Below are 26871 nucleotides of genomic sequence, written 5' to 3' on the forward strand. Positions count from 1 at the left end.
GCGGCGTCGGACGTCCTCGCGTCAGAACGGCGTGGCGCCGCGGATCAGCAGGCGCGGCGCGGCCACGATCCGGGACCGGTTGCGGGCCTGTTGCAGGATCCCCGGCTCGGCCGGATCGCGCGCCCAGCGGCGGATGAATCCGTCCCAGCCTCCGGTGATGATCTCCCTGCCGTCGGCGGTGACGGTGATCGACCAGACGCTCTGGTGGCCGGTTTCCAGGGGTGCGCCGACGGGCCCGCCGTCGGCCCGCCGCCAGCGGCGTACCGTCCCGTCGTCGCAGCCCGCGACGATCTCTCCGTCAGCGGTCAGTGCGAGGACTCGGACGGGCGCGTCGGCGACCAGAGGGGCGCCGATCGGGCCCCCGCCCACGCGGTCCCAGCGGCGCACCGTGCCGTCCCGCCCTCCGGTGACGAGCTCGCCGCCGTCGGCGGAGACGGCGAGGGCGGGGACGGGGCCGGTGTGGCCGCCGAACCGGGCCAGGAGTGCGGCACTCTCGCGATCCCAGAGGCGGACCTCCCCGTCGTCGCCGGCGGTGGCGACGGCCCGGTCGTCGGGGGTCAGGGCCATGGCGCGGACCGCCCCGTCGTGGGCGGTCAGCGGGTCGGCGAGGGAGGTGCCGTCGGCCCGCTTCCAGCGCCGTACCGTGCCGTCGTAGCCGGCGGTGAGGAGTTCGGAGCCGTTCTGCGTCGTGTCCAGCGCGAGGATCCAGTCGCCGTGGGCCGGGACGGGATCGGCCGCCGGCTTCGAGGTGGTGCGGTGCCAGCGCCTCACGGTGCCGTCGCTGCCCGCCGTGACGATCTCGGCCTCGTCGGGCGTGAGCAGCATCCCCCAGATGCTGCTTTGGTGGGCGACGAGCATCGGGCAGAGGGCTTCGCCGGTCTCCCGCCGCCAGCGCAGGAGCCGGCCGGCGCCGTCCGCGCTGACGAGCTCGGTCTCGCCCTGGGTGAGCGCGAGGGCGGTCACCGCGCCTTCGCCGTGGTTCATCCGGTGGTCTCCTTCGCCGCGAGCACGCCGTCGAATGCCAGCCCCGATGCGCCCTCGCCCTGTCCGGCCCGAGCGCGGCGCCCGGTCCAGGAGTAGTGGCGGCCGTCGTGGCCGCGGGCGGTGGCGGGGATCCGGCCGGCGGTGACGCCGGAGCGCGGGATCTCCTCGTCCCGGAAGTACACGCGGGGGACCTCCGGTTCGAGCAGGCGGCCGCGTGCCCGGGTCTGCAGGGTTCCGTCTGCGGTGGGCAGGGTCATCTTGCCGCGCCGGAACCGGATGGCGGCCGAGCCGGGTTTCAGCGGTACGGGTACCAGGGGGATCCAGTGGTACGGCACGGCCGTCTCCAGCTGGTACATGAGGGCTTCGGGGACGTCGGAAGGGGCGGGCGGGGCGGCGGCGGGGGTCTCGTCGGCGCGCGAGCGCGGTCTTCCGGTCGCGCTCTGCACCGTGCGTTCGACCGCCCAGGCGAGGTTGGCCATCTCGTCGCGCACGAACAGCACTTCTTCCACCGCTGCGCCCTCGAGCCGGGCCGCCGCCCGGGGCAGCACCGGCAGCACGGCGGGGCCGGGAAGGCCGGTGCCGGCGGTGCCGAGCCGGAACAGGGACCAGTGCTCGTCGCCGGCGGCGTCGAGGTCGAGCCGGTCGCCGAAGGTGTCCACGACCGTGAGATCGGTGACGGCATGGACCTGGCCCACCTCCAGATCCAGCGGCACCACCCAGTGGTTGTTGCCGTAGACGTTGGCGAACTCCACGACCAGCAGCCGGGCGAGGTCGGTGGGGCCGGCGTCGACGGAGGGCAGGTTGACGGTGGTGTCCTCGAACTCCCACCAGCGTTCGGCGGGCATGCCGGGGTAGGCGGCGCGCGTGGGCAGGAGGGTGCGGGTGGCGGGGTGCGGGTCCGTGGGGGCGGTGGCTTCGGCGTCGATGTCGAAGTGGTAGCTCTCGGCTCCGCCGCCCGGGTACTCGGGCGCGGTCAAGGTGATCCGCCCGCTGCCGTGGGCGGCTTCGACGGCGAAGTGGTGTTCCAGGCGGTCGCGTACCCAGCTGGAGCGGGTCGGCGGTGTGTGCTCGGCGGCGAACCAGGCACGCCATGCGGTCGCGGCCTGTTTGAAGGCGTTCAGGTCGGCCGTGCCGAGACCGGTCGGGTGCCAGCCGGTGGCCAGTGCGCGGGCGAGTCGGCCGCCGTGCGGGGCCCGGGCGAGCAGGGCCTGGGCGAGAGCCTGACCGGCCGGGTCCGCCGGCGCCCCGGCGTCGGGCTCTTCCTCGGCGGGAGCGTCGACGAGGGGGAACTTGGTCAGGGCCTGGTCGGTGACCGAGTCCCGGACTCCGGCGGGCAGCGCGCCGAGCAGGCCGAGGAAGCGCAGTCCGGCCCGTGCTGCGGCGCGCAGCGGCAGTTCGCGGTCCGCGGGATCCGGGTCGCGGCCCGCCTCGACGAGGTAGTCGAGGGGGACGCCCGGCGGATAGGCCACCGCGGGGCCCGTGTCGCCGGGCCGGAACCGGTCCACGGCGGCCGCCGCCGTGGACACGGAGCAGCCGACGGGCGAGCCGCCGTCCTCGCCGTGGAACTCGGCCAGTTGCCATTGGCGGGCCAGCAGGAACAGAGGGTCGGCGATCCGGGCTTCGAGGGCTTCGTCGAGCTGTCCCCCGGTGCCCTGCGGCCGGACGCCTGGCTCGATGCGGTGGAAGTGGGCGAAGACCGCCTTGTCGTCGGCCATGCTCAGGCCTCCTGGTCTCTGATCTTGGTCATCGCGCCCTTGGCGATATGGGACTTCATGGCTTCCAGGAGCGCGATGCCGGGGAAGGAGCCGAGCGATTCCTGGGGCAGGTAGACGCCGGGCAGATAGCGGCCGAGCCAGCCGAGGGCCTGGAGGTCCACCAGGCGCAGTCCGGTGAGGTCGAGGGCCTCGCGCACGGTTTCGCTGAGCAGTCCGGCCGTCCAGTGGCCGCCCACGACCGGTGGTACGGCGAGGAGGACGGCGTGCGGGGCGCGGGCGCCGGGGGCGTCGTAGTGGAAGGACACCCCTGCCGTGTTGCGCTGGGCGGGGATGAGTTCGGTCCATTCGTCGATCACGAGGACGGCGGCGGGCTCCGCGGGGTCGGCGGCGGGGCGGCCGTGGACGGCGAGGCCGGTGGCGGGGGGCGGCTCGGCCGTGCGGGCGGCGCCGACCCACCGGTCGCCAGGGGTGAAGGGGGTCTGTCCGATGCGCAGGACGAAGTCCCCGCCGGTGCCGATCGCTTCGCCGTGGACGAGCAGGTCGGCGAGGGCGGCGGCGCCGGGGCGGGCGGTGGCGGCGCGTTCGAGCCAGTCCTGCGCGAGGGTGTCGTCCGTGCCGCCGCGGTCGAGGCCGGGTCCGAAGGAGGCTGCCAGTGCGGTCGGCGCGGTGGTGAGGCCGGTGGCGCGGAAGCCGGGTCCGAAGACTTCCTGCAGGGCTGCCACGGCGGCCTGCGGGCCCGTACGGGCCAGAGCTCGTCGTGCGAGGTCGAGCCGGGCGAGGGCCTCCTGGACGGCGGCCTTCGTGCGGGCGGCCGGGTCGTCGTCGGCGGCCGAGACCGGTACGACGATGCCGTGGGCGGCGAGCCGTTGCAGGTCCCCGTCCTGGGCGGCGGCGTCCAGTGAGTCGAGCGTGTGCTGGGCGCGGCCGCGCAGTTCCGTCTCGTCCAGGGCCTGTTCGGGCGGGTCGGCGGCGGGTGCGAGGTCGGCGGGCGCTCCGGGCCGGCCCGCGGCGAGGACGGCGCAGACGGCGCCGGCGAGCGCCTCGAACTCCTCCAGGCAGACCGTCGAGCGCGGCCAGTCGGCGTCGCGACCGTCGAGGGGTTCGGCGACGGCGTCGTCCGGCAGGTCGTCGGGCCGATGCGCGGTGAGCGCCTGGCCGAGGGCGGTGCGCAGGTTTCCGGAGGCGGCGAGGGTGAGGACGTCCAGGGCGCAGTGATCGGTGAGGGGCCAGGGGTGGGTGCGGGTCGCGACCGGGGCGGCGTGGCCGGGCCGGCGCCAGGCGGCGCGGAGTCGGATGCGGTCGGTCCGGCCCAGCTGGTGGCCCGCCCAGGCGTCGAGCCGGGGTTCGGCCGCGGCGCGGGGCCGGTCGCGGCGGCCGGGGCCGTCCCATCCGGCCGCCGGCGGCTGGTTCTTTGCGACGTTGAGGAGGACGCGATGGGTGACGGGAGTGCCTTGGGCGGGTGTGTCGAGGACCTGGGGGCGGGGAGGGGCCTGGCCGCCGGCGGCGAGGCTGCCGAGGGTGGCGCCCGCCCGGTCGGGGTTGCCCTGGGCGAGCTGGTGCACGCTCTCGGCGAGGAGCAGGTCGCTGACCGCGTCGATGTCCTCGTGCAGGGCCGTCAGTGCCGCCTCGACCGCACCCTTCTCGTGCTTGTCCAGATCCGTGAGGCCGCCCTCCACCAGGCGCTGCATCGCGGCCGCGACGGACAGCTCGCCCACGGCGGCCCCGTCGGTGACGTCGTGAGCCGCGACGAAGCCCTGGGCACCGGGGGCCGAGTGGTGCGGGGCGCGCAGTGGCCACTGGGCACGCAGCGGGGCGATGACCCGGTCGAGTTCCAGGAGTCCGGAGGTGTTCTCCCGCGCTTCGTGCAGCCTCCGTTCCAGGCGGTAGCCGAGCAGCGCTCCCACGGGCTGGCCCTGGCGCACGCCGTCCAGGATGGCCATGGCGGCGCGCATGCGGCCGGAGGTCAGGTTCACGGCGAACGCGCCGGGGTCCGCGGGGTGCGACAGGTACCCGCTGTGCAGGACGGCGGCCGTGGCGGCCTGCGCCAGGGACGGGGCCAGTACGAAGCCTTCACTGCGGCGGCCCTCCTGGGGTGAGAGGTCCTGCACCCAGCCGTAGGCCCCGAGTTGGATGCCCGTGGGCCGCCGGCCGTCGGCCCGCATGGCCTGGAGGCGTACGGTGGCCAGCGAGGTGATCCAAGCGTCGAGGCGGTGCGAGGCGAGGTCGAGGCACTCGCCCAGCAGCCGTTCGATGACGGTGAACGGGTCCTCGCCGGCTTCCTTCCAGGCGGGAAGGCGGGTGGCGAGGTAGCGCAGGGCGGCGTCGATCTCGGCCAGCCGGACGCTCCACGGGCGTTCGAGGTCGAGGGGCCGCAGGATGCCCCGGCCCTTGCGGACGGCTTCGGCGACGGCGGGGGTGAGCAGGGCGCGCTCGGCGTCGACGGCGTCGTGCACGGTGTGCACGTCGACGCCGGCGGCGGCGGGCATGGTCAGGCTCAGCGTGGACTTCATGGCGAACGGCCTCAGTTTGAGGCCGGCCTGGGAGACGAGCGTCTGCGCTGCCCCGGACGACAGCATGACCTCGGCGAAGCGCAGCCGCTTGGCCGTCACGAGCTGCGCGGAGTGCGCGGCCGCCGCAGCGGCGTGGCCGTACTCCAGGTTGGCGGTGTGCCGCAGCAGCGCTTCGAGGAGGGTGCGGGCCCGGGCGGGGCGCACCAGGAGGTGGATGAGCTCGAAGTGGTCGACCACCCCTTCCAGGAACGCGGCGAGTTCGGCGACAGGGTCGGCGTCTTCGGGCAGGTCGGTCAGACGGGCGGCGGGCAGCCACAGGCGGCTGGGGCGCGGTGCGTTCTGGTGGTGGGAGACGACCGGCTCGTAGTCGAGGCCCAAGGCCCGGTTCAGGGCGGCGGAGAGCCGGGTCTCGGGTCCGGTGCCGCAGTCGGGCACCAGGCCCAGGAGGCGGTTGGTGTAGCAGGCGTTGAGGGCGCCCCGTACGTCGCGTACGTCGACCGATCTCGACACCGCAGCGAGGCCCAGGGCGCGCAGCACGTCGCGTTCGGGCTTGGGCAGGGGAAGGGTGTCGTCGGGCTGGTCGCGTCCGCCGACCCGGGGCAGGGTTTCGACGCCGACGTGCCAGAAGGGGCGCAGGGTGGTCAGTACGCGGTGCAGTCCGGCGAGTTGGCCGCGTTCCCGGCCGGCCTGCGGGTCGGGCTGCCAGCGGTGCATGACCGTCAGGGGCAGCACGCCGTACGGCTGCTTGCCGAGGCGCAGGACGGGCAGCGGGCCCCGGGCGCGTACGAGGTCCGCTTGGTGCAGGCGCAGCCAGTCCAGGTCGATGCCCGTCTCCTGGGTGTGGCTGTCGCTCTCCATGAGCTGGTCGAGGAAGAAGTCTCCGGTGGCGCTCCACAGGGCCAGTTGGAGGGCGCGCGCGTCGGCCTGTTCCGGTTCGGCGCCGCCGGGCAGTTCGGCGGCCGCGGTCTCGGGGATGCCGAGGGCGGTGGCGAGGCGGGCGGCGTTGGCCCACGGGTCGGGCGCGGGGGCCGGCGCCGCGGGCAGCAGGGCGTCCACGTCGGGGGGCGGCTCCGCGGGGCGGCGGGCCTGCGGGATGTTGTTGGTGGGGGTGCCCTGGGCGACGAACGCGGCTTGTCCGTCGCGGGCCCGGCCGGTGAGCAGCCGGGCCACCCGCTCCGCGGAGGCCTGCGGGTCCAGGGAGGCGGACACCCCGAAGGCGATGACACGGGAGAGCAGCGGGCGGCGCTGCGGGTCGTAACCGGTTCCGTCGAGGGGGACGGTGACGGCGAGGCCGTCGTCGCGGGCGGCGGCGAAGTCCGTGAGCCAGCGCAGGCCCGCTTCGGTCGGGGGGCCGGCGCCGTCGGCTCCGGGCGGGGCGGCCGGAGCGTCGGGGTCCGGACCGATCTGGACGGTGTCCGGTACGGCCGCGCCGCGCTTCTCGCCGACGAGGATCTCGCCGTCGGGGGTCCGCTGGAACGCCTGGACGATGAACTGGTCGGGCAGGGTGGAGGCGGTGGCCGCCCGGTTCCAGCCGCGGGAGCGGGTGGCGACGTCGGCGGGCCAGGCCGGTTCGGGGCCCGTCTCGCTCTCGGCCAGGGGCAGTTCGGGGCGGTCGTCGGCGGTGGGGGCCAACAGGGCGGCGATCCGGCGGGCGCGGGCGGCGCCGAGCGCTCCGCGCAGCTGCTCCCATGCGCCGAGCCTGATGCGGTCCCGGTCTCCGGCCGCGTTCTCGGTGCGCCCGGCGCGGAAGACGGCGCGCCAGTACCGCTTGCCCTGCTGGACCTCGCCTTCGGTGGGCAGGGGTTCGTGGCTGTCGATGTGGAAGTCGTCCGGGAAGATCCGCACGTCGAGACTGTCGGCCGGGCCGCCGGAGGGCCGCAGCCGGGTCTCCAGGCGCACCGGCGCGAGCATGAGCGGCACCTCGGGATCGAGCCCGGCGAGCAGTTCGTCCACGTCGGTCACGGCGGTGAACGTGCGCAGGGCCTCGTGCAGGGCATGGTGGGCGGCCCGGGCCTCCTGGTACGCGGCGCGGCGTTGTGCGGGGGTGGCTTCGGGGCCGAGACCGGCGCGTCGCTGCTCGGCCTCGGCGACGGCCGCGCGCAGAGGTGCCAGGTCAGTCATCCGGTCTGTCTCCCTGAGGTCGGTGCGGGTGCGGGCCTGGCTCGTGGATCGGGCGCGCTAGGGGCGCAGCAGCCGCTCGGCGGGCATGACCACGCGTACGGGCTGCTGGAAGCACTGCCGGGCGATGCCCGCGGCGCCGCCGTCGCCCCAGACGAGGTCGGGGAGTGCGACGTTGGCACGGCGGTCCCCCGGGGCGTGCGTGGCGCGGTCGAAGTCCTCGAAGGAGCCGAAGAAGTGGCTCCAGTCGAGGTTGTTCCAGTCGTCGGCGTCCGTGGGCGGATCGGTCTCGGCGGGCGCGAGGTAGGCGCGGCCCCACAGGCCGGGCGGCGGGGGGCTCGCGAGGACCTCGTCCGTGGGGTCGTCGAGGCCGAAGCGCGGTTCGGTGGGCTGTTCGGCGATGACGAAGCACCAGTCCTTGTCGACGATCTCTCCGATCTTGAGGTCGAAGCCGATGAAGGCGGTGTCGGGGTCCAGGGCGCCGCGGAAGAGCGGCTGGCGTGCCTGGGCGTCGTCGGGTTCCCTGGCGGCCCCGGGGGCGGGTGCCTGGAGCGGTGCCGCGTAGATGAGGGCGCCGGGGTAACGGCGCAGGAGCGCGCTGCGCAGGAGGAGGACGACCCGGTCGGCGGGGACGGTCAGATGGCTGCCGAGCGGGGCGCCGACGGTCCACTCGTGCAGCTTCGGCATCTCGGTGCCGGTGCCCCAGAAGCAGTCGAAGTAGGTGCCGCGCTGGTCGGTGGGGTACTCGCGCCAGCGCAGTTCGCGGGCGAACTCGTGGTTGAGGCCGGTCATGTACGAGGCGACGAACTCGGGGTTGGTGACGACGAGTGCCGCGCTGTCCGGGGGCACCTTGTTCAGGCCGGCGAGCATCCACTCGGTGGACTGGGCGGCCAGCGGCCGCCACATGGCGTCGGGGAAGCGGGGCGCCCACTGGACGGGGGCGGTGCCGGCGCCGCCTTCGGGGCGTTCGACGCGGGCGGCGACGACGGTGTCAACGGTCGTGTGCGGGTGGATCTGTTCGGTGACGGCGGTGTGGGCCTCGGGCGCCGGGAAGGGGTCGCGCGGTGGTACGGGCGGCAGGTCGGCGGGGCGGACGGACTGTTCCTGGGCGTCCACGGCCATACCGTGGGTGTCGCCCGGGGTCAGGCCGAGAACGGCGGGCGCGGGCAGCCGTTCGCCCAGGTGGGACAGGCCGTCCTGCCCGAAGAGGTCGCCCAGGGTGATCCCGCCGCCCTGCTGCCAGCCTCCGAGGATCTCGCCGAGCCGGTCCGGCGTCCACACCTCGCCGGGCGGCGGGGAGCCCTCCGGCAAGCGGTGCCAGCCGCCGGAGCAGTCGGCGCGCCAGGTCCCCTCGCTGGTCGTGTTGTCCCAGTCCCAGGTGCCGGGGCAGGCGCCGTGGAAGACGCCGAAGGCGGTCGGCGACCGCCAGGTGCCGTTGAACGCGCCTTGGGAGACGTCTGCCGGGTCGTCCCAGTCGCCTGCGGCGACGCCCTGCCAGGTGCCCTCGTCGTCGGTGGTCTGCCAGGTGCCGGCGAAGACGAGGTGCCAGACGCCGTCGCGCTTGCCCAGGCCGTTCGAGACGTACCTGCCGGAGAACACGCCCCGCCAGGTGCCCGGGCCGATGCCGCCGGGGCCCAGCGTCCCGCGCGCCTCTCCCTTCCACGGACCGCTGGTACCGGCCGGGGGACCCCAGTGGCCGGACCACATGCCCTTGAAGCCGGTGGTGGTGGCTGCGGCGCCGCCCGCGGCGGTCAGCAATCCGACGGGGGCCACGCGGCCGGAAGGGAAGATCAGGGTGCCCTGGGGGGTGAGCTTCGTGTCGGCGAGGAACGCGGCCGGCACTTCGATCTCCCGTACCGAGCCGAGCCGGAAGACGGCGTCGAGCACGTCGGGCCGCATGGCCGGCAGGGCGCCGAGCTGCCCGGCGGAGAGGTCGCGGACCTCGGCGTGCCGGAGCGCCTCCATGCCCAGGGTCTTCCAGGCGGGCGCCGCGGCCGCCGATGCGCCGAGGGCGGCCAGGACGGCGGGCAACCGGTTCGCGCCGACGACGCGTTCCGGTGCGACGGCGAAGGCGAGGGTTCCGTCGGGACGGCGGGGTACGGTGGCCAGTCCTTCCCCGGCCACGGCCAGCGCCGTCATCACGGTGGTGAAGGGCCGTACCCCGTGCGACGGGTCCGCCGACGGATTCACCCGCTCGACGCGCCGGCTGAGCAGCCCCCGGGGGCGCACGGCGCGCCGGAAGGTGGTGGTGGCCATGGCGTTCGGCAGGCTGCTGGCGTGCACCGTCTGCGCCAGGGTGGCCGCGCCGACGAGGCTGCGGCTGCGCAGCGGCGCCACGAGGTGCAGGAACTCGTCGGTGCTGAGCGGCTGTACGTGCCGCTCGTGCAGCCGGGCGCCGATCAGCTTGGCCAGCCGGGCCAGGTCGAGGAAGCGGTTGACTTCCCGCGCCCCGGCCAGCTGGGTCCAGGCGGAAGCCATCAGCTGTTCCTGTTCGCGTTGGACGGACCGGGTGCCCAGGCCCGCGGCCACGCGCCAGCGCGGGTCCAGATTGAGCGTGTCGAGCCAGCCTGCCGAGCCGGGTAGGGCCTTGTCGGCGAGGGCGTGGAACCCCCCGTACAGCGGCGGCGCCACCTCCGGATCCTCGTCGCTGTCGTCGCTGTACACGCCCCCGATGGAGGCGGCGAGCGACGTCCGCCACTGGCTGCTGTGCGCGTCGACGGGCCAGGGTGCGCGGGGGGCGAGGTCCGGGCTGCACAGCGCGCTCTCGACCTTCTGCACGAGCTGCCCGGGCCCCGGGTCCTGCGGCCTCGGCCTGCTGATGTCCATCGAGCGGCGGCCGGCTCCGGCGACGGACCGGCAGCGGAGGCGGTCGACGAGGCTCTCGAAGTCCCCCGCCTCACCGGTGGAGAAGGTCCACGAGTGGTACACCGGCAGGTCGGACTCGACGGCCGGGTCAGCCTTCCAGGCAGGTGAGAGGTCTCCCCCGGTCTCGTTGTGCCCGGCGCGTCGCCCCGCCTCGAACGAGGGGACCAGGCAGGCCGCGTACTCGGTGTGCGGCAGCAGCCGTCGCGGAGCCAGCAGCCGGGAGACGGAGGTCCGGTCATCGGCCTCGTGCCCGACGATCGTCTGCGCGTGCGCCCACAGGTACAGGTGGTCGGGATCGGGAAGCTCGCCGCCGGACACCCGCAACACGGGCAGCGGCCGCCCGGCCTCCCGCTGCGGACGTGCGATGCGGACGGGCACACAGACCAGCGCGAGCCACGGCCTCAGTTCACCGCCGGGCGCCGCGGCCAGCGGGGTGAACAGCCAGGGCAGGTCGGTGCGGTCGAACTCCACCATCGGGAACTTGGTGGTCTCGGCGTCGGTGGTACCGGGCAGCGGATACCTCCGTACGATCTGGCGCACATCGAGGGAGCGCACGTCCCCGGGTCCGTACAGGTGCATGGGCACGGGCCGTTCGGGACGCTGGTCGACGAACGCGACGGCGGCGAGGTCGCCGCGGACCGGGGTGACACGACCCAGGTCGTCGACGTCCCTCAGGGAGGCCGCGGCTCCCGACCGGTCCCACGAGGAGAAGGCGTACCGGGTCATGGTGTGACCACCGTCTTCAGCTCGTGGGCGGGGATGACGTGGAGCAGCGCGGTGCGCCCGGACGGGGCGTCGAACTGCAGGGCCGCCTCGGTGAAGGTCGCCTTGCGCAGCAGCCCGGCTTCGGTGAGGGTGCCCACGCGGGCGACGGCGAACATGAGGGGTTTCAGGGCCGCCTTCACGGGCGGGCTGTGGTACCGGATCCGGTCGCCGCGGATCGCGCTCGTCGCGACCGCGCCGTGCAGCAGCGCGGCCGCCAGGTGGTCGGCGCCCAGCAGCCAGGGGGTGCCCTGCTGCTGTTCGCCGCTCTTGCCGATCCACTTGGTCTCGTAACGGACGTCCACGGTGCGGCGGGGAACGGCCGGCGCGTCGGCGGGCGGGGTCAGCTCGCTGCCGGACCGCAGGGCTTCGAAGGCGGGCTGGGTGAGCTTCTCGTCGTCGGTGAGGTCGAAGAAGTCCGCCCGGGCGAACTGTTCCAGGACGGGCGAGTCGGCGGCCGGGCCCGCGGCGAAGCGTACGGTCACCTTGTAGGCCGTCGGCGTCGGGAGCCGGCCGGGGCCGAACCGGGTCACCTTGAGTTCCAGTGGGACCACGCGCTGGCTGAAGCGGAGCCTCCCGAGGGGGTGCAGCAGCCGGGCGCTCTCGCCCACCGTGTCGCGGCGCAGCACCGCCAGGCCCGTGGCGCCTTCGGGCAGGACCGGCTCCCAACTGCGGGGGTTGTCGAGTTCCCGTTCCAGGAGCAGCGCGATGTCGGGCGCCGGCGGGGCCGCGGCCACCGCCGTGCAGCCCCAGTGCTCGTCGAAGGGGAAGTCGACGTCGATGAAGAACAGGGAGACCGAGGCCCGGCCGGCGACGTGCCAGCAGGGCGTCGGCCCCTCGACCCGGACCCGCACGCCGACCGAGCACAGGCTCAGGCCGTCGAAGCGGAGATGGAAGGAGCCGTACAGGTCGAGCACGACGCCGAAGCTGGGCTCCCAGCGCAGCAGCGCGTCGAAGCCGAGCTGTCCGCTGACCCCGGTGTCGCGGGTGCCGACGACGACGTTCAGCGTGGCACCGGCCTGGAGCGTGCCGGGGGTGACGGCGAAGTACCCGCTGAAGACGATGCGCACGGTCGGGGAGTCGGCGATGGTGAGGGACAGCCGCCGGGGCACGGGGAACCCCGCGGGCACGGGAAAGCCCGGGTGGAACCCGCCGGCGCTGAGGACGAACGCGGCGTCGGAGCCGGTCTGGAGCCGTACCGCGATCCCGCCGTCGATGCCGGCGGTCAGCAGCCGGGATCCGGCGAGGTCGCCGACCAGTTCCACCAGACCGGCGCCGGAGTCCACGAAGCCCGCCACGGACGCCTTGAGGTCGAGGATCGGCGCCTCGGGCGCGGGCAGCGCGATCCTGAGCCGGCCGAGCAGGGCGATGTCCCCGCCGGACGGCTCCAGGACGATCCCGAGGTCCGCGGTCACGAACGAGAACGGGCGCCCCCAGCCCAGCCGGAGGATCGGCCCGACGACCACCGCGCCCCGTCGGGCCGGGAACACCGAGGCGAGGGTGTCCAGGATCTGCGCTGCGGCCCGCGCCGCATCGTCGGGGAACAGCACCCGGTCGAGATGACCCGACTGTACGGCCGCGCCCAGGCCGGCCCGGTCGATGGCGTGGCCGATGCCGACGATGCCGCCGATGGCGTTGAGGGTGAAGGCGAGGCCGAGTTCGATCGCCGGGGTGAAGTGGGCGCTGAGCGCGACGAGAAGGGCCGGCTGCTGCGGCCGCAGGATGGCGAAGGCCCGTACCTCCACCACGCCGAGGGCGAGTTCCAGTGCGCCCCGGTACTCGTCGCCCCGCCGTTCGAGGAAGCCGCGGCCCCGCGCGGGCCCCACCGACAGGCTCAGTCCCAGGCCGGTCGGAGGGACCGGCGTGGCCGTGGCTCCCGGCATCAGCTCGCTGCCGATGCCGTCGACAGTGCCTTCGGCGAGCCCCAGCAGGGAGGCCCCGAAGGCCGCGGTGAACCGCAATCCTCCGCCGGCCCCCGATCCGGGTGCCGGCCCCAGGTACAGGGTGGGCGCGCGCAGTCCCGGCGGCGGGCTCCGCAGCGGCAGGGACACACCGTTCTTCCCGCCTCCCTGGAAGCGGGCGCCCTGCCCGTCGAACCGGGCCTCGACATCGGCTTCCAGGACGGGCCCGCCCGGTGCGAGCAGACGGATCAGCTGGTCCGCCGGCAGCGTGAGCCGCACGCCGCGCACGGCGAGGCGCAGCGAGGCGGCCGCGGCCTGGCCGGCCGGGGGCGCGGTGAGGTCCAGGTCGATGTCCTGGCGCACCTGGAGGACGTCGGCGAGCTGGAGCGGCCCCATGTGCAGGGAGAAGGTGATGGTGCCGTCGGCGGGTAGCGTCTGGCCCAGGACCTGGACCTCGGACGCGGTCACCGCGAGAACGTCCGGAACGGTGAACGTCCAGTCGGGTACGGCCCCGTCCGCCGCGTCGGCGAGCAGCGCCAGCAGCCCAGGCCAGAGGTCTCCCGCCTGATCGGCGTCCGGCGCGCCGAGGCGGGACAGCAGGGCGCCGGGACTCAGCTGCGCTCCCGGAAGCCCGAGTGCCTCCGCCAGCTTGATGCGCCTCTGTGTGCCGTCGAGGGCGGCCAGAGCGGGCAGGACTGCGCCCAGCGCGCTCCGCAGCTGCCCGGCGAGTTCGGCGACGGTCCCGCTCATGGAATCCCAATCGCTCGCGGCACGACGGCTCCTTACTGGTGGCCCGGCACAGCGCTGCCGGTCCCGCGCCCGACGCACGACTATCCGCGTCGGCCGGTCGCCGGTGCAATGCGGAAACGCCGGGTTCACCCGGCCGGATCAGCGCAATTCCTCCCCCGGCGCGAAGCCCCGCGCTCTGGCGTCCGCGGCGTTCGGCGACACGGGTGAGAGGGTGCGTGTCCTGCGGCCGGACCGGGCGGGGCTCGAACGGATCACGAAGGCTGCCCGCGGCTCCGCGTGATCGGTACCGCCGTCGCCGACCGCTCTCCGACTCTCCGCGCGGATCCCGTCCATGTCGCGGGCGGTGTTCGCGGTGGTGGTGTGCGGCAGCATCCACCCGGTCCGCGAGGTGGCGCACTGCCGGGCGACGGCCTGCGCGTTCTTCGCCTCCCGAGTGACGTCGGCCGCGGTGTGCGCAAGAGGACGCCCCCGAGCACCTCTGTGTCGGGGCGGAGCACACCGTGGATCACCGTTGGAGCGTGACCTGACCACTCCCCCGGCCTGGGCATGCTCCAGCGGCAGCACGCGATCAGGTGAGGCCGCACCCACGTCCGGCGAACCCCACGCAAGCCACCCGGTTCGAGACGCCGTTCGAGGCCGGAAGAAAAGGACCGAGCCGAGGAGCAAGCTCAACGACCGGTGGCGAGCATCCAGATCCCGATGGCCGTGAACAGGGTGCCGCCCGCGAGAAGAGACGCGACCTCCGCAATCCGTCTCCTGCGGAGGTCGATGCGTGCGCCCTGTGGGGCCTCGGGAAGGTAGCGCACCGGGACCCCACCGCCTACGGGAAAGCCCTTGACTCCGGATGACTTGGCCTGGAACGTGTGCCGACTACCCTGCGCATCAACGAACTCGACCACCGCGAAGTAGACAGGGCCACCATCGATTCTGGGGCCATCCGTGTGGTGGCGGACCACCAGGCCTCTGACGCGGATCCCTTCGCGCCGGAGGCGTTGCTGGACCACAGCCTCATAGGTGCCGAACCCGAGGAGCGTGAGACCTGCCAGTAGCGACATCGCAACCCACACCGCTGCTTACCCTTCTTTTGTTCCTGATCGCGCCCGGTGCTCCGGACTTCGGGCGCGCTGCGGATCATGGCTCGGGGCTCGCTGCCGTGTCCGGCCGGACGGGACACGCGGCTCCGGGGTGCTGCCCCCGCCACCGCACCCCGTGCCGCCGCCGCAGCCGGTGGATCTCCCACCAGGCCAGTGCCGTCACCGAAGCCGGGCCACCGAGGAAGGCGCAGACCGCGAGCGGCACCGGGCCCGGCGGCAGGCCGCCCGACGACAGGCCGCGGAAGGCGAGCACCCAGACCAGGACGGTGGTGACCAGCGCGGGCAGCGCCGCGTGCAGGGCGGACAGGTTGAAGGCGTGGCGCAGCGCCGGACCGGAGGCGAAGCAGAGGAAGAAGACCACCCACCAGAACGGTGCCCAGCACACGAACATCACGGACACCCAGAGCAGCAGCCCGACCCCTTCGGCGCGGGGCAGCAGCCCCATCCCCTTGCTCGCCGCCGTGAACAGCAGCGGCACCAGCATCCAGGCGCCGAAGTAGCACAGGGCCGACCGACCGGCCGGCCACAGCTTCGTCCGCATGGCCCTCCGCGTCCCGGGCCTTGCCGCACAGAAGAGCAGTGCCACTGCGACCACCGCGCTGAGCAGCGCCAACCAGGGCGCGAACACCAGCCCTTCCAGGACCTGCCTCTGCACCTCCCACACGTCCTGCCAGCCACCGAACCTGGCCAGCAGCAGCCCCGAAATGACGAGGGCTCCCCAGGACCGCACCCGCTGCACCCGGAACACCTCGGGATCCTCGACCTGTCCTTCCGGGCGTACGGGGAAGACCCGGCGCGCCGCACGGCGGGCCGTACGGGCCAGTTGGTAGCCGACCAACAGCGGCACGGTCAGCCACCACAGGCACGGCAGGAGCAGCACCAGCAACACCCCGGGAGACACCTGCTCCCGCCGCCCCCGCAACACCTCACCCAGCGGCGGCCATTCGTCCTCACGCAGCCGTCGCCACAACGGCGTGTACGGCCGCGGCGGGTCGCCCGGGGGCGGTGGCCCGGATGGACGGGGTGGGCCGATGCTCGCGGGCGGTGGCCCGGAGTGACTGGGTGGGTCGATGCTCATGGCCTTCCCTGCCACGATCCCGGAAAAGGACGCGCCCCGACCCGGCTGCGGTTCCCGACCGCAAACCGCGTGCTGCAGATTCCTGACGATCCGCCCGTACCAGACGAAAGCCTTCCCCCAGCGGGGTCCAGCAGTCCTGGCCGCCGAACCACGTCGGCGCAAGATCGCCGCGAGTTCAATGCCGGCCTCGCCCGTTCTCCGTCTGCCGTACTCACATGACCAGTGCTCGCCAGCATCCACAGGGGAAACGGGGCCACGGGCAGGTTGAAGGGCGACCGACCACCTCGGCGACGTCACGGAGTGTAACGCCCTCGTCCGCGAGGGCATGCAGCCTCGGTGGCGCCGTACCCAACTCGCTCGACCCTTGCGAAACGGACCGACGGTCCGTATTCTTCAGTTCATTCGGACCGCCAGTCCGTTTTACTTCGACCGCCTCGTCTCGGAGAACCGCGCGACAAGCCGCCACACCCAACGACCTGGGATCGCGATGACTTCGAGCAGAACGGAAACCTTGATCATGACAGCGCCAATGACACCCGCCGAGCTGTATCGCCACGGACTGCACCTGCTGGTGGAGAAGGACATCCCCGGCTGGGTGGAACTCTGGGACGAAGACGGTGTTCTGGAGTTCCCCTTCGCTCCGGAGGGCTGGCCCGCGCGGCTGGAAGGCAGGGATGCGGTCGGGGCGTATATGCGCCACTATCCCGACCACGTCGACGTCCACGATTTCCCCGACGTGAAGATCCACCAGACCACCGCCCCGGAGACGATCGTGGTGGAGATGCGAGGAGTCGGCCGTCTGGTGCAGACCGACACCCCCTACGACACTACCTACATCGCCGTCGTCACGGTCAAGGACGGCCTCATCACCTCCTACCGCGACTACTGGAACCCCCTCGCCGTGTCGCAGCCCGGCGCCGATTTCGTGGGAGAGAAGTGATGAACCAGCTCCACGCCACCCTCGTGATCGGCGCCACCGGCACGACCGGCCGCCGTGTCACCGCCGGTCTCGTCGCCGAGGGCCACCGCGTCAAGGCCGCCGGTCGGCGCGCCACCCCGATGGAGGGCGCGGAGGCCGTCCGATTCGACTGGAACGAACCGGCGACCTGGGACGAGGCTCTCGACGCGGTCGACCGCGTGTACCTCGTCCCGCCCATCGGCTCTTCCGACCCCGTCAAGGTCATGCTGCCTTTCCTCCGCCAGGCCCGGGCGGCAGGCGTGCACCGCGCGGTGCTGCTCAGCTCCTCCGCGATCCCCGCGGGCGGACCGGCGGTGGGCCAGGTCCACGAGGCCCTGCCCGGCCTGTTCGAGCAGTGGGCGGTACTGCGGCCTTCCTGGTTCATGCAGAACTTCGCCGCCTCCACCCCCCACGCGCACAGCATCCGCGACGAGGGCGCGATCATGTCTGCTTCGGAAGACGGCCGCGTCGGTTTCATCGACGCGGAGGACATCGCCGCCGTCGCCGTACGGGCCCTGACCGACGACCAGGCCCCCAACACCGAACTGATCCTGACCGGGCCTCAGACACTCAGCTACACCGATGTCGCCGCGATCATCACCGAGGTCACCGGGCACCCCGTCGTACACCGGCAGCTGACCTTCGAGCAGCTGCGCGACCGCTGGGCGGCCGAGATACCGCTGGAGTTCGCCACCATGCTGGCCGGCATGGACCGCGCCATCGCCGCGGGCGCAGAGGACCGTACCTCGGACACCGTCGAGCGCCTCACCGGACGCCCGCCGGGCACCTTCCGTGCGTTCATCGAGCGGGAGGCATCAGGAGGCCATTGACGGCAGGGCCGTGCTTCGCGGCCGCTTCGACCTGTCGGCGGACGAAGGCCGAAGCCGGCCCTGGTGAAACACCACGGATTCAGAGGCACCGGGCAGCCCAGGCCATCCGCCGGGCGAACCCAGCGCATCCCGTTCCCCAGGGCCGGGACGGTCCGGCCACCAAGGAGGACCCGTGACCGAGCGCACGAAACGCGCGGACGCCCTAAGCAACCGGGAAGCCGTACTGGCAGCCGCCGACGCCCTCTTCGCCGCCAGCAGCAGCCCCCGCACCGTGTCGATGGACGACATCGCGGCGGCCGCGGGCGTGGGCAAGGGCACCCTCTTCCGCCGCTTCGGCGACCGCTCCGGCCTGATCGGCGCCGTGATCACCGCCCGCCTCGAACCCCTGCAGCAACCAGTGCAGGACGCAACGGCATCCTCACCTCGACAGCGGGTGCTGAACCTCCTCGACGCCTCACTGCGCTTCAAGATCGTGAATCGGAACCTGATGGCGGCCGCCGAGGACGCCGGGCTCAGCAACCCCTACCAGGCCGGGCACTACGCCTGGTGGCACGACACCCTTCGTACGGCACTGGAGCAGGTGCCAGGCGTCCACGCCCCCGACTTCACCGCCCACGCCCTGCTCGCGGCCATCCACGCACACCTCGTCTCGCACCTGATCGACGATCAGAAGATGACGCCACAAGCCCTGCGGTCCTCGCTCGCGGCCCACATCGACAACGTCCTCGGCAACGGGCCCGACCCGCTCACCCTGCTCGCCCCGCACAAGGAGGCATAGGCGCATGAGCAGATGAGCACATGAGCAACGGACGGTCTCGCTACAGCCCGAACACCGCCGACAGGGTCGTGGCGGCAAGGTCTTCCGGAGGTTCGTCCATGCCGAACCTCTGGTGGGGCTGGCGCAGGCTGAGTACGGCGAGGCCGTGCAGGGTGGCCCAGATCGATCTGGCCAGCAGCTCCGGTGACGGCTCCGCAGGAACGAGCGCTGCGGACTGGGCGTCGACGACAGCCCTCAGAAGCACCTCGAAGGAGTCGTGACCGACCGGCTCCGCTCCCGGCCGGCTGCGGAACATGGTCACGAACAGGTCGGCGTGGTCGTGCGCGAAGCGTACGTACGCCCCGCCCAGCCGAAGTAGCCTCTCGCGCGCGTCGGCCGTGGCAGCCGCCGTCGTCTCGAGGCTCTCGTACAGCGTGGCGTACCCCTGCGCGGCCACCGCCTCCAACAGTTCGTCCTTGCCGCTGAAGTGGCGGTAGGGCGCGGCCGTGCTCACACCGGCGCGGCGGGCGACCTCGTTGAGGCTGAACTGCTCGTGCCCCCGCTCCGCGAGGATCGCCCGGGCCCCGTCGATCAGCGCCTGCCGCAATGCGCCGTGGTGGTACGTCGTCCGTGTCACGTGCTGCCCTTCCTCGCCGGTCCCGCAGTTCCCCGCACCCGCCGGAGACGGTGCGGGGAACTGCGGTCACTTTCATGTTAACGATTCTAACATCGACTGCTATGTCAGAGCCGTTCACATCGAAGCGGCATGAGGACACGAGGAGTTCGGATGACTTCCGTCGCACCCCCCACACCCGTCGAACCGACTTCCCGACCGCGCCGTTCTCCGCAGTGGAGATGGGCCTGGGTGGCCCTGTCCTCACTGGCGATCGCCGGGTACTTCGTGGGCCAGTACGCCCAAGGCACGCTCGACTCCCTGGCCCACCAGCACGTCGGGCTCGCGGACACCTACGCCTCCCGGGCACTGCCCGTCCGCGTTGCCTTCTACGTCCACATCGTCTCCGCCGGACTGGCGCTGGCGCTGGGGCCATGGCAGTTCTCCCGGCGACTGCGCGAGCGCCGCACACGACTTCACCGCGCCATCGGCCGCACGTACCTGGCCGGCGTCGCGATCGGCGCGCTCTCCGCGTTCGTGGTGTCGATGTTCAGCTCGGTGGGCCTGCTGGGCTTCTTCGGCTTCGGCTCACTGGCAGCGCTGTGGGGCTGGACGGCATGGCGCGGCTACAAGGCGATTCGCCGGCGCGACATCGGCAGCCATCAGGCCTGGATGATCCGCAACTTCGCGCTCACCTACGCGGCCGTCACCCTGCGGCTGTGGTTCGGATTGCTGATACTCGTCCAGGTGCCCTTCGCTCACGGCGCGGACCCGTTCCCCACCATCCTGGCGCAGGCCTACGCGCCGCTGCCGTTCCTGTGCTGGCTGCCCAACCTCGTCGTCGCCGAGTTCATGATCCGCCGCCGCGCCCTGCCGGCGCTGCACCTGACGACATCACCCCCGACCGCTCACCGCGGACCATCCGGACAAGCCGCCGCCACTGGTGGCTGACCTGCCGCACGACTACCTGCCGACCGGCCCAGGTCGACCCCGGCAAGCACCGCCCTGAGCCGCGCGCCCTCGCGCCCTCGCACTGCGACAACATCACCTCTCCGGGAGAAGCCATGACCGTTCACACCGTCAAAAACCTCGCCTCGTCCGCCTTCCTCGTCACCGACGAGAACGGCGCCATGATCGTGGACACCGGCGTCGCCGGGCGGGCCCCCGCGATGCTCCAGCAGATCGCCGACGCCGGCCTGCGCCCCGCGGACATCGGACTCATCCTGCTCACCCACCACCACGCCGACCACAGCGGCTCGGCGCTCGCCCTGCGCGAGGCCACCCGAGCTCCCATCGCCATCCACCGCGACGACGCCGACCAGCTCAGGCGCGGCGGCCGCGTCGACCTGCGGCCCACCAGCCTCATGCCTCGCCTCATGAAGGTCATGCTCGCCAAGGCCGAGATCCCCGCCATCGAACCCGACATCATCCTCGGCGACGAAGAAGACCTCACCCGCCACGGAGGAATCGGCCGGTCCTTCGTGACCCCCGGCCACACCCCCGGATCGGTGTGCGTCCTGCTCCCCGATCACAGCATCCTGGCCGGCGACGCCCTCTCCGGCGGCATGATGCGAGCCCGCATGGCCCGCAAGCCGATGTTCGCCGCGAACCCGGACGCCGCCGCACGCAGCATGCGCGCCATCGCCCAGCACGTACCGACCGCGGTATACGTCGGCCACGGAGGCCCCCTGACCGCAGCGTCCGTCACGGCCCTCAAGCCCCTGTGACACCACCGCCCGCCCCCGCCGGCTCCGCCTGAGTCGAACACTCCTCAAGCGGAGCCCGTGGCCGGCGCCCTACGGGAAACCGGTCGAACACCGCCGCGTGGTGCCGTAAGGTGGGGTTCACCGACGCGGGGTGGAGCAGCTCGGTAGCTCGCTGGGCTCATAACCCAGAGGTCGCAGGTTCAAATCCTGTCCCCGCTACCACACTGGAAGGGCCCGGATCCTCAAAAGGATCCGGGCCCTTCCGTCGTTCCGGTTCCCGCCGCCGGGCGTTGGTGGTCGGCGCGGTCTTCACCGTGATGGTCAACCTGCCGGACGGGGATCTGCCCAAGGGGGCACCTGCCCGTCGAAGTCCGCACCGGCCCCGACGTTTAATCACTGGCGTGCGGTTCGTCCGGCCGCATAGGTTGGCCTCGCGACCGCGCCTCCGATGCGCTCGGCTGCGGCTACTTCCTTCCGAAACCAAGTGACGCCGCCGCCTCTTTTGATCTCGGCAGGCGCGGTCCGTCTTCACCCGCCGCCCGGCCGGACCTCGTGGCCGACGTGGTGCCTGGTGCCCGTTCCTTTGAATCCGGGGGGATTCACTGCCTCGCTACACCCAGCGCGTCTCCAAAGTCTGGTCCGAGATGCTCGTGGCCCCGCACATCTCGGCGGCCGCCCGGACGCTTTCCCCACCAGCCGGTGTCCACCACTGTCCGCCTGGGCGCCCCTTGCACACCTACGAAGGCGCCCCAGCCTTCGTACGAGAGCCGCGCGAGGAGCTCTTCCTCCTCGCCGTCGGAAACTTCGTCTCCCAGCGGACCTTCTACGAATCCGCCCGCGAACGCGACGACCGCTACGCCCGCCTCGTGGGCCGACTCGCCGTCGAAGACCCGGTATGGACGGCAAGCCTTCTGCGCTGGCTCCGCACCGAGGGCAACATGCGTACGGCCTCCCTCGTGGGCGCCGCCACGTACGTCCGGGCCCGGCTCGAGGCGGGTTCCTCCGACGGCCCCTCGAACCGATCCGTGATCGACTCGGTACTCCAGCGCGCGGACGAGCCCGGCGAACTGCTCGCCCACTGGACCTCGGTGTACGGGCGCAGGGTCCCGCAGCCCGTGAAGCGCGGCATCGCCGACGCCGTACGCCGCCTCTACTCCTCCCGCGCCCTGCTGAAGTACGACACCACATCCAAAGCCTTCCGCTTCGGCGACGTACTCAACCTGGTACACGCTGCCCCTGACCCGCAAAAGCCCTGGCAGGGCGCACTCTTCCGGCACGCCCTGGACCGCCGCCACCACCCGGACCATGCACTCGTCCCGGCCTCCGACCGGCTGCTGACTACGCACCAGGCCCTGCTCGGCATACCCGTGGACGAACGGCGGGCCGTGGTGGCCGGACCGGACGGCGCCGAGCGGTTGGCCGCGGCGGGCATGACCTGGGAGGCTCTGGCCGGCTGGCTCCACGGGCGGATGGACGCGGCCGTCTGGGAGGCTGTGATCCCCTCGATGGGCCCGATGGCACTCGTACGCAACCTGCGGAACTTCGACGAGGCGGGTGTCTCGGACGAGGTGGCCGCGCAGGTCGCCGCGCGGATCGCCGACCCGGCCGAAGTCGCCCGCTCCCGGCAGTTCCCCTTCCGCTACCTGGCCGCCCACCAGCACGCGCCGTCACCGCGCTGGTCGGCCGCGCTGGAAGAGGCACTGGGCCACTCCCTGGCCAACGTACCGGCCCTGCCCGGCCGCACGCTGATCCTGGTGGACCGCTCCGACTCCATGTTCTGGGGCACCGTCTCGGAGCGGTCCAAACTGACCCGGGCGGACGCGGCGGCCGTGTTCGGTGCCGCGTTGGCGATGCGCGCCGAGCACGCGGACCTCGTGGAGTTCGGCTCGTCGAACGCAGCGGTGCGGTTCAAAGCGGGCGAGCCCGTGCTCGAAGTGCTGAAACGATTCCACAGCCTTGGAGGAACCGAGACCGCGAAGGCCGTACGCACCCACTACCGGGACCATGACCGAGTTCTTATCGTCACCGACGAACAGGCCGCACCGCACTGCGGCTGCCATGGACCGACCGAACCCATCCCGCCGGAGACACCGGTCTACACCTGGAACCTGGCGGGTTATCAGCCCGCCCACTCCCCCGCGGGCCCCCACCGGCACACCTTCGGCGGTCTCACGGACACCGCCTTCCGCTTGATCGGCCTGATCGAGGCCGGCCGCACGGCCACCTGGCCGTGGACCACCGCCCCTGCGTAACGGGTGGCCGCAGACGCGGCCGCTCACGTGTCGGCGGAAGTGGGCGCCGATGCCACACCTCCGGACATGCCAGCCGATCCGGTCCGCAGCAACGGTGGGCGGTCGAAATCGGACGTCGGGGAACTCTGCGTCCCTGCTCACCCGCCTGCAGGTATGGCGGACACCCGGGTGGGAAGGCGGTGAATGGCCCCGGGGGCTGTAGAACCGGAAGATCGACCCGACGAAGAGGACCGACGTCATGACCCGCACTCGCGCCGATGCCCGCACCGCACACCCCCGGCACGAGCGCCGCGGGGAGGCCCGCCTGCCCGCGGTGATCGCCACGCTCGTCGCGATCGGGCTGTACCAGATCCTGCCGCAGCAGCTCCTGATCGGCCCGCGATACGTGCTGCTCGCACTGGAGCTGCTCCTCCTCGTACCGTTGATCGCGATCAATCCCAGACGGCTCACCCGCCAGACCAGGCTCTCCCGTGTCCTGTCCCTGGCCCTCGTCCTGGTCATCGCGGCGAGCAACCTGGTCTCACTGGGGATCCTGATCCACGACCTGGTCTCCGTCAGCGTCAAGGACGGAGGTTCCCTGCTGACAGCAGCGTTCCAGGTGTGGCTGACCAACATCATCGTCTTCGGCCTCGCCTACTGGGAACTCGACCGGGGCGGCCCCGTCAGCCGGACCCAGACCCCCCGCGCCGAGCTGCCGCTGGCCGACTTCCGCTTCTCCCAGGACGAGAACGACGACGCCGTCCAGGAAGTCGCGGACGGCTCCAGCGTCACCTCCGACTGGGTACCCACCCTGATGGACTACCTGTATGTATCGGTCACCAACTCGACCGCCTTCAGCCCGACCGACACCATGCCCCTGTCCACCCGAGCCAAGATCATGATGAGCGTCCAGAGCGTCGCCGCCCTGATGACCTCACTCCTCGTCATCGCCCGCGCGGTAAGCATCCTCCACTAGTGCCCCGGGCCACTTGGGTGGTCCACGATCGCCGCACCCAACGGCGCCGACGCGAACGAACAGCACCTCGGCGGGTTCGCCGTCGCGCAGCAGTCCGTACCCGAGCTTCGCGGCACCGAGAGCGTTCTTCCCGTACGGCGAGGTCCTCGACCCGTAAGGAGCAGGCAGGCCCTGCCGGGAGGGCGTCAGGAGCTGCTGCGATCGGCGACCGGTCGCACGCGGTGCGGGTCTTGCGGGTGCGGGGCTGAGCGTGCGCGCAAGAACACCTGGCGCAGCATCTCCGAGGTGTCGTACTCGGTGCTCCGCGCGGGCGCATCGACGCTGTGGTCGGCTGTGGGATGGGGCTTCATGTCACCTGTCCTGTCTAGGTGGGGGCGAGCACGGATCGGTCGCGGATGTGCGCTCGGCGCCGTGATGGTCAGGTCCAGCGGGTCGCCACCCGTTTCCCTCTCCGGGTCCGGGGTGGCGAGGGCGGGTTGCGGACCGCCCGACGTACACCTGTGCAATGGCCTGGAGTCGCGCCCGCGCCGATGGCGCGCCGGTGATCGCGGCCTCAACCCCGGCCGCGTGGTGCGCGACGCGACAGCGGGTCGGCCGGCCGGCCACCGCAGTGTCGAGCAGGCGCTCGCGCGGCGATCCTTCAACTTCCATAGACAGTGTCTACCAGAATGCGTAGACACTGTCTACGCATTGATCCGTGAGCGTGTCGGCCACGCACCGACCGTGCCGCGGCCCCGCTCCACCAGGCGCTCACCCGAAGGCAACCTGCTCCGCTCACCGGAAGTCTCGTCAACTACCGCTCACCGCTGGGAAGTTGACCCACTCGCCAGTAACATCCGACCGGCCAGTAGCACGCTGCCCGAGCAGCCACCCTCGAAGGGGTCTCCTGCATGCGCTTGACCTCCCGCGTCGCCCCCGTCGCCCTCGCCGTGGCCATGGCCGCCCTCCTTCTCGGCGTTCTCCCCACGCAGGCTCAGGCCCGGCCCGGCCGCGCCCCCGACCGGGTCACGGTCGGCGACCGTACCTTCATCGCCGACGGCCAAGGCCGCGCGCTCCAGTGGCGCGGCTTCAACCTCGCCGACAAGAGCAGCCGAGGCGCCAACGCGTTCGCCGACATCCACGAGAGCGACCTCGAAGGCATGGCCGCCCGGGGCTTCAACCTCGCGCGCCTCGCGTTCTTCTGGGACGATCTCGAACCCAGCCCCGGGCACTACGACCGCGGCTACCTCTCCAAGATGCGACGCATCCTCGACTGGGCCGACCGGTACCACATCAAGGTCATCCTCGACGCCCACCAGGACGTGTACGGGCCCCACTTCGGCGCTCGCGGCATCCCCGACTGGGCCACCCGCGACGAGGGGTTGCCATTCACTCCGATACCCGACGACTGGTTCTCCCAGTACTTCGAGCCCTCCGTACAGACCGCCTTCGACCACCTGTACAAGGACGCCGACCTCCGCGCCGCGCACGCCCGCATGTGGATGACGGTCGCCTCCGCCCTGGGCAGGCACCCGGCACTGCTCGGCTATGACCTGATGAACGAGCCGTTCGCGAAGTTCCTCGAAGGCGAGGACCTCCCCGCCGCCGCGGCCCGCTTCGAGGCCACCGAGCTCACCGAGCTGTGGAACCGCCTTGCCCGGGCGATCCGCTTGGTCGACCACACGTCGTGGGTCTTCGTCGAACCCACCGTCATCGTCGGTCTCGGCGTCCCCACCCGCATGGGCCGCATCGACGACCCGCACGCCGGCTACGCGCCGCACTTCTACGAGACGGCGATGGAAACCGGCGCCGACTACGACCCGAACGGCACGTTCATCCCCGCGTACGAGGCCGCGATCAGCGACTACCCGACCCGCAACCGCATGCCGGTGATCGTCGGGGAGTGGGGCGGCAACCCGTACGTTCCGCACGCGAGCCAGTTCGTCACCGACATGACGGCCTCCCTGGACCGCTTCTCCAGCGGTTGGACGTGGTGGCAGTGGTGCCGGGGCGGCGGCTACTGCTTCCTCGACCAGACGGGCGCCGCGAAGCCGAACAGCCGGCTGCTCGTCCAGCCGTACGCGCGGGCCGTGGCGGGCGACCCGCTGGCGTTCGCGTACGACCCGGCCACACGCACCTACACGCTCACCTTCCGCACCCGCGACAACGCCGGGGGCCCGACGCAGATCACCGTACCCAAAGACACGTACCCAGGTGGCTACCGCGTCGATGTCCAAGGCGGCAGGGCCAGTTGGGACGGCCACGCCCAGACCGTCACCGTGAGTACCCGCGGCAGGGTCGGAGCCACCTACAAGGTCACGATCAGCCCGAAGTAGCCCACCCGCATCGCTCGCGGCCGCGGCCCGCGGTTCCGCATCAACCGTTCCGAGAAGACCGGGGCCACCAGCGGAACTCGACGCTGCGGCGCCGCCACGACCAGTCGACGTAGGCTCTCGCCGACGAAGGGCCCTACGATCTCCGTCATGACCTCCGCCTTGATCCTCATCGACCTGATGCCGCGCATCATCGCCCTCCCGCTCGCACCTCACTCCGGTGACGAAGTCCTGGTCCGCTGCCGCGCGTTGGCCAGGGCGTTCCGGGCGAGCGGGCGGCCGGTGGTGATGGTCCGGGTGGAGCGCCCCAACGTCGTCGAGCAGCCACCGGGCAGCGGCTTCGCCGACGACCTGGTGGAGGACGGCGACATCGTGGTGGTCAAGCGCACCATCGGAGCGTTCTACGGCACGGACCTGAACGAGCAGTTGCGCAAGCTCGGCGTGGACACCGTCGTGATCGCCGGGCTGGTCACCACGATGGGCGTCGAATCCACCGCACGGGCCGCGGCCGACCATGGCTACGAGCTTGAGTTCGTGGCCGATGCGATGTCCGGACTGGCGGCGGATGAGCACGAGTTCGCCGTGCAGCGGACCTTCCCGCGCTTCGGCGAGATTCTCAACACCGCCGACTACAGCTGACCCAGGCCCAGTTACTCAAAAAGGCGGAGACTCGCCGGGAGGAACAGGGCTTCGCACGCTCATGGCCCGGCC

17 protein-coding genes and 1 tRNA gene are annotated in these 26871 nt (G+C 72.3%); 10 read left to right on the forward strand and 8 right to left on the reverse strand.

The window, feature by feature from the left end:
* Positions 1 to 21 precede the first annotated feature (21 nt).
* The 7 genes from ACFYZS_RS25490 to ACFYZS_RS25520 form a co-directional block, all read right to left on the reverse strand.
* A complete protein-coding gene (locus ACFYZS_RS25490) occupies positions 22 to 984 on the reverse strand; it encodes a WD40 repeat domain-containing protein (RefSeq protein WP_389016832.1) in 963 nt (320 codons plus the stop codon).
* A complete protein-coding gene (locus ACFYZS_RS25495) occupies positions 981 to 2699 on the reverse strand; it encodes a hypothetical protein (protein WP_389016835.1) in 1719 nt (572 codons plus the stop codon). Before ACFYZS_RS25495 ends, ACFYZS_RS25490 begins: the two co-directional genes overlap by 4 nt.
* A gap of 2 nt (positions 2700 to 2701) precedes the next feature.
* Positions 2702 to 7330: a hypothetical protein gene (locus ACFYZS_RS25500; protein WP_389016838.1), complete on the reverse strand. Its 4629-nt coding sequence runs from the start codon at positions 7328 to 7330 to the stop codon at positions 2702 to 2704.
* Between the two features lie 57 nt (positions 7331 to 7387).
* Positions 7388 to 10918 carry a hypothetical protein gene (locus tag ACFYZS_RS25505; protein ID WP_389016841.1) on the reverse strand — a complete coding sequence of 1177 codons (3531 nt, stop codon included), beginning with the start codon at positions 10916 to 10918 and terminating at the stop codon, positions 7388 to 7390.
* Complete coding sequence (locus tag ACFYZS_RS25510) at positions 10915 to 13605, reverse strand: DUF6603 domain-containing protein (RefSeq protein ID WP_389016844.1); 2691 nt, start codon at positions 13603 to 13605, stop codon at positions 10915 to 10917. The genes ACFYZS_RS25505 and ACFYZS_RS25510 overlap by 4 nt, the downstream gene beginning before the upstream one ends.
* 668 nt (positions 13606 to 14273) lie before the next feature.
* Positions 14274 to 14660, reverse strand: coding sequence for a DUF3592 domain-containing protein (locus tag ACFYZS_RS25515; RefSeq protein WP_389016847.1), 387 nt, complete (start codon positions 14658 to 14660; stop codon positions 14274 to 14276).
* Between the two features lie 76 nt (positions 14661 to 14736).
* Complete coding sequence (locus ACFYZS_RS25520) at positions 14737 to 15579, reverse strand: hypothetical protein (RefSeq protein WP_389016850.1); 843 nt, start codon at positions 15577 to 15579, stop codon at positions 14737 to 14739.
* A 715-nt stretch (positions 15580 to 16294) separates the two neighbouring features.
* Here ACFYZS_RS25520 and ACFYZS_RS25525 point away from each other — a divergent pair.
* From ACFYZS_RS25525 to ACFYZS_RS25535, 3 genes are all read left to right on the forward strand, one after another.
* Positions 16295 to 16717 carry a nuclear transport factor 2 family protein gene (locus ACFYZS_RS25525; protein ID WP_389016853.1) on the forward strand — a complete coding sequence of 141 codons (423 nt, stop codon included), beginning with the start codon at positions 16295 to 16297 and terminating at the stop codon, positions 16715 to 16717.
* A complete protein-coding gene (locus tag ACFYZS_RS25530) occupies positions 16717 to 17565 on the forward strand; it encodes an NmrA family NAD(P)-binding protein (RefSeq protein ID WP_389016856.1) in 849 nt (282 codons plus the stop codon). The genes ACFYZS_RS25525 and ACFYZS_RS25530 overlap by 1 nt, the downstream gene beginning before the upstream one ends.
* Positions 17566 to 17737: 172 nt before the next feature.
* Positions 17738 to 18343: a TetR/AcrR family transcriptional regulator gene (locus ACFYZS_RS25535; protein WP_389016859.1), complete on the forward strand. Its 606-nt coding sequence runs from the start codon at positions 17738 to 17740 to the stop codon at positions 18341 to 18343.
* Between the two features lie 40 nt (positions 18344 to 18383).
* Here the strand turns inward: ACFYZS_RS25535 and ACFYZS_RS25540 are convergent, their stop codons facing one another.
* Entirely contained in the window at positions 18384 to 18959 is a 576-nt protein-coding gene (locus ACFYZS_RS25540) for a TetR/AcrR family transcriptional regulator (RefSeq protein WP_389016862.1), read from the reverse strand.
* A 228-nt stretch (positions 18960 to 19187) separates the two neighbouring features.
* On the opposite strand from ACFYZS_RS25540, the gene ACFYZS_RS25545 reads away from it, so the two are divergent.
* The 7 genes from ACFYZS_RS25545 (at position 19188) to ACFYZS_RS25575 (ending at position 26799) form a co-directional block, all read left to right on the forward strand.
* On the forward strand, positions 19188 to 19886 hold the full coding sequence (locus ACFYZS_RS25545; RefSeq protein ID WP_389016865.1) for a DUF2306 domain-containing protein: 699 nt from the start codon (positions 19188 to 19190) through the stop codon (positions 19884 to 19886).
* A gap of 113 nt (positions 19887 to 19999) precedes the next feature.
* Positions 20000 to 20662: an MBL fold metallo-hydrolase gene (locus ACFYZS_RS25550; protein WP_389016868.1), complete on the forward strand. Its 663-nt coding sequence runs from the start codon at positions 20000 to 20002 to the stop codon at positions 20660 to 20662.
* 124 nt (positions 20663 to 20786) lie between these two features.
* Positions 20787 to 20863: transfer RNA gene (locus ACFYZS_RS25555), tRNA-Met, on the forward strand.
* A 422-nt stretch (positions 20864 to 21285) separates the two neighbouring features.
* On the forward strand, positions 21286 to 22893 hold the full coding sequence (locus ACFYZS_RS25560; RefSeq protein WP_389016871.1) for a TROVE domain-containing protein: 1608 nt from the start codon (positions 21286 to 21288) through the stop codon (positions 22891 to 22893).
* A gap of 238 nt (positions 22894 to 23131) precedes the next feature.
* A complete protein-coding gene (locus ACFYZS_RS25565; RefSeq protein ID WP_389016874.1) occupies positions 23132 to 23848 on the forward strand; it encodes a hypothetical protein in 717 nt (238 codons plus the stop codon).
* 890 nt (positions 23849 to 24738) lie between these two features.
* Entirely contained in the window at positions 24739 to 26163 is a 1425-nt protein-coding gene (locus ACFYZS_RS25570; RefSeq protein WP_389016877.1) for a cellulase family glycosylhydrolase, read from the forward strand.
* A 147-nt stretch (positions 26164 to 26310) separates the two neighbouring features.
* Positions 26311 to 26799 (forward strand): isochorismatase family protein, encoded by a 489-nt coding sequence (locus ACFYZS_RS25575; protein WP_389016880.1) that lies wholly within the window; start codon positions 26311 to 26313, stop codon positions 26797 to 26799.
* The last annotated feature ends 72 nt before the right edge of the window (positions 26800 to 26871 follow it).

The sequence above is a fragment of the Streptomyces sp. NPDC001903 genome, from assembly GCF_042891345.1.
Classification (GTDB): Bacteria; Actinomycetota; Actinomycetes; order Streptomycetales; family Streptomycetaceae; genus Streptomyces.